General features: G+C 51.2%; 1 protein-coding gene and 3 pseudogenes. 1 reads left to right on the top strand and 3 read right to left on the bottom strand.

Going from position 1 to position 4,159, the window contains the following annotated elements; genetic code table 11:
* The 3 genes and pseudogenes from BG74_RS20790 to dnaB form a co-directional block, all read right to left on the bottom strand.
* Positions 1–362 (bottom strand): annotated as a pseudogene (locus BG74_RS20790) (secondary thiamine-phosphate synthase enzyme YjbQ); the annotation flags it as partial.
* 20 nt (positions 363–382) lie between these two features.
* A pseudogene (locus tag BG74_RS13840) lies at positions 383–1,578 on the bottom strand (aminotransferase class I/II-fold pyridoxal phosphate-dependent enzyme).
* Between the two features lie 138 nt (positions 1,579–1,716).
* Complete coding sequence (dnaB, locus tag BG74_RS06945) at positions 1,717–3,123, bottom strand: replicative DNA helicase (protein ID WP_066597492.1); 1,407 nt, start codon at positions 3,121–3,123, stop codon at positions 1,717–1,719.
* Positions 3,124–3,260: 137 nt separating this feature from the next.
* Here dnaB and BG74_RS17610 point away from each other — a divergent pair.
* Positions 3,261–4,159 (top strand): annotated as a pseudogene (locus BG74_RS17610) (NADPH:quinone reductase); the annotation flags it as partial.

Raw genomic sequence — 4,159 nt, 5'->3', positions numbered from 1 at the left:
CCCAGCCAAAATTCCCTGCCAAGTGCCCAACAGCAGCGTGCCATCACCGACTGCCAATAACAATGAGGTGCCAAACAGAGAAGATTTGATATGTGCCGGTATGTCATACGCCCATTCATAATCGTGCTGGCAAAGGGGCCGAGATTCCGGGACACGACGTAAAAAATTGTTTTCCATATCGGTTCTGATGGTGGGATCGAAATTTTCATTTAGCACCGGGCAGCGGAAGTATGTTGTAGAAATAAATGAAGCAGCCTAGTACGGACAGCACTCAACGACGTCAGTTGGGAAACGATTTTATCGGTGACCAGATGAAAGTCGCGCGGTTGGGATTTTAAGGTCAGGGTTTGTTGGTACCACATATAATACTTTCTCCTTTTTACTACTCAGTGTAATGGCTACATAGTAGCAGGGGAAAATCGGTCGCACCTACGGCATTGCCGTACCGCGAAAAGGTTTGAGCCACTTTGCCGACGTTAGCGCTATTCAGCCAGACCAGACACGTCCGGCCGCTGTCGATCAGATAGACGCTGTAGACTTCGCGCAAATGTGCCACTTGCTCTGAGATTGAGGCCGGTATAGCTGAACATACCCTGCCGACGCAGCAAATAGTCGAATGGATGCTCGGCTACCTTTAATGCCGCTACTTCCTCACTACTCTACATGGCATTTAATGCCAGCTCATTCAGCACCTGCGCTACCACTTAAGCGCCGGAGTTCGGCGGACTGGAGTAGCTGCAGCGCACGGTCGCCTTTAACTGGCCCAGCATGCGCTCGGCTTCGCTGGCGCTATCACACACAATCGACAGCTCTCCTCCCACCAGTTCGCTATAAAGGGAGAAAATCTTAGAGAAAGAGTTGATTACCAGGCAATGTAATAACCCCAGACGTGCCATTTCGCGCACCGCATAAGCGTCTTCTTCCAACCCGTTGCCAAACCCCTGGTAGGTGATATCCAGGAAAGGGATGAGCTGATGTTCCGCGACCACCTCAATAACCCGATCTCATTCGGATCAGGTTAAGTCCGAGACAGTCTGGTTATGACCGCACGGATGCGGCAGTACAATACTCCACTATGGTAATTACTGAAAACAGGCCAGCATCTCGTCGAAATTGACACCTAGTTTCTCACCGTCGAATAAGGATAATGATTAACCTGAAATCCTGCACTGGTGAAAATGGACGTTGGGGTACTTACCAAGATCTGAGAATCCGGAAACTAGCATTCCAGAAAATCCGCGCTGACTTTTAATACCCGGACCCGCCCACGGTCTGAATAGTGGAGATGCGTAGCGCTTGCGCATCGGATGATCCTCCCCGAACAGCAGCCCCTGGGTAGTGCTGCTGTAGGTTGGAAACCCTTCCATCAGCAGATAGGAGTATGAGCTTAGCACCGGGCGGGCAAGTAGGGTGGCCTGCGCCTCGGCTACCCCGCCCGCAGCTGCGGGATAATCGCCTGTTCATTGTAATAAAGGCCGATGCTTAGATTTACTCTATCAGGGAGCGGATCCTGTTTATAGGTTTTCATCAGAGATAAGGATGGGGGTCTCCCGCATAAGCATCAACATGTTGGAACATGGTGCAGCTCTCCTATATGAGTGAGTGCAATGTTACACTCACTACTCACAATATCAAATAAAGTGAATTGAGTGGCGATTAAGTTAATAAAAAGCACCAACAATGGGAGTACTATAGGAAAAAATGCGCCGTGGGACATCACTCATCGTCATATCGCGGGCCGGCATAATTGTCGAACCGTGACCATTGTCCGTTGAAGGTTAGCCGCACGGTGCCGATAGGGCCGTTACGCTGCTTACCGAGAATAATTTCAGCGATTCCCTTCATATCGCTGTTCTCGTGATAGACCTCATCACGGTAAATAAACATAATCAGGTCGGCATCCTGCTCGATTGAGCCAGACTCGCGCAAATCGGAGTTGACGGGGCGCTTATCGGCGCGTTGTTCCAAGCTTCGGTTCAACTGCGATAGCACCACTACTGGCACCTGCAGCTCTTTAGCCAGCGCCTTTAACGACCGGGATATTTCCGCGATTTCCAGGGTACGGTTATCGGACAGTGACGGTACGCGCATCAGTTGGAGGTAGTCGATCATAATTAGACTCAGGCCATTATGTTCACGGAATACCCGCCGCGCGCGTGATCGCACGTCTGTCGGGGTCAACCCTGACGAGTCATCGATATACATATTGCGTTTTTCCAGCAAGATCCCCATGGTGCTAGAAATGCGAGCCCAGTCCTCATCATCCAGTTGGCCGGTACGAATCCGGGTTTGATCGACGCGCGATAGCGACGCCAGCATGCGCATCATTATCTGCTCGGCAGGCATTTCCAGGCTAAAGATTAACACCGGTTTGTCCTCGGTCATGGCGGCATTTTCGCACAAGTTCATGGCAAAGGTGGTTTTCCCCATGGATGGGCGTGCGGCGACAATAATTAAATCCGATCCTTGCAGGCCGGCAGTCTTTTTATCCAGGTCTAAATATCCGCTTGAGACACCGGTAACGCCGTCGTGCGGTTTCTGGTAAAGCTGTTCTATTCGCGCCACCGTATCTTCAAGAATACGGTCGATGCTCTTCGGGCCTTCATCTTTACCGGCGCGGTTCTCCGATATCTGGAATACCCGAGACTCCGCCAGATCCAGCAAATCCTCGCTGCTGCGCCCCTGGGGATCGTAACCAGCATCGGCAATCTCATGGGCGACGGCGATCATTTCCCGCACCATGGCCCGTTCGCGAACAATATCGGCATAAGCGGAAATATTCGCGGCACTGGGGGTATTTTTCGAGAGCTCCGCCAGATAGGCGAACCCGCCAACGTCATCCAATTCCCCTTTTTGTTCCAGAGACTCCGAAAGCGTAATCAGATCGATAGGCTTGCCCAGCTCCAACAGACGCCGCATCTCGTTAAAGATAAGACGGTGCGGGCGGTTAAAAAAATCGTTGCCGGTCACCCGTTCGGCGACGTTGTCCCAACGTTCGTTATCCAGCATCAAACTACCTAGCACTGACTGCTCCGCTTCCAGCGAATGTGGCGGCATCTTCAGACCTTCGACCTGACGGTCACGGGGAAAATTTACTTTGTAAGATGGTTTCTTTTCTGACATGAAAGGGTACTTTACCTATCAAGAAATCCTTGGATAAGGGGATATTATATCCTCTCTCGAGTCGGTATCCTATGTGCTTTGCAAACCACGCCGTAAGACTTACAGTTATTAAAGATATCCTAATTGGAGGAAAAGTGATGGCTAATCGGCAGTTTGCCGCCCACAGTGGACTGGAAGTGATGAAATATGTGGATTTCACGCCTGTGGATCCCGGTCCGGGCGAGATACAAGATCGAAAATAAAGCCATCAGCATAAATTAATATTGATACCTATGTCCGTTCCGGCCTCTACCCCATGCCATCATTGCCCTCTTGCCTCGACACAGAAGCGGCAGGGGTAGTGAGCAAAATTAGCCCCCAGCGTCAATGGGTTCAGCACCAGCGATCGGGGTAGTATACGCCCAATCCCAGCAGAGCGCCCACGCCACGATGCATAATATGCCGGCGGATAAACTGGCCAAGTTACCCTCAGCCATCTTCTTTGAACATGCCGTAGCCGCTTTCTTAAAATGTCTGACAGTGTTTTATCTGCTGCGCCAGACTTACGAATCAAGCCGAATGAGATCTTCTTATTCCATAAGACGGCCGGCGGCGTTGGGCGTATCGCTTGCCAATGGTCAAAAGTGCTGGGTGTGAAGATGATCGGCACTGTCAGCAACGCTGAAAAAGCAGCGTTGGTGAAACGGGCAGATCGCCTGGGAAACAATAAATTACCGTGAGGAAAATGTGCCTGAGCACGTGGCGACCTTGACCCGCGGTAACAAGGTTACCGTAGTGTACGATTCGGTTGGAAAAAATATCTTGGAAGCCTCCATCGACTGCCTACGCCCGCCTCGGATTGATGGTCAGTTTCGGCAACTCCCCTAGGCAAGATCACCGGTGTCAATCTGGGAGTTTTGAATCAAAAGGGCTCACTGTACATCAAACGCCTATCTATTAACGGCCCCGTCACCGACGCTGCAAGTTAAGCACGCCGCCGATGAGCTGTTCAGCATGATTGCCAGTGGGGTGATCAAAGTCGACGTGCCCGAACAGC

This window comes from Sodalis-like endosymbiont of Proechinophthirus fluctus (assembly GCF_001602625.1).
Taxonomy (GTDB): Bacteria; Pseudomonadota; Gammaproteobacteria; order Enterobacterales; family Enterobacteriaceae.
Note: the sequence above shows the minus strand (reverse complement) of the source record. Positions and strands in the feature narration are given on the sequence as shown.

Excerpts from the sequence above, each read along its gene's own strand:
- dnaB (WP_066597492.1), bottom strand. The coding sequence starts at position 3,123 with ATGTCAGAAAAGAAACCATCTTACAAAGTAAATTTTCCCCGTGACCGT.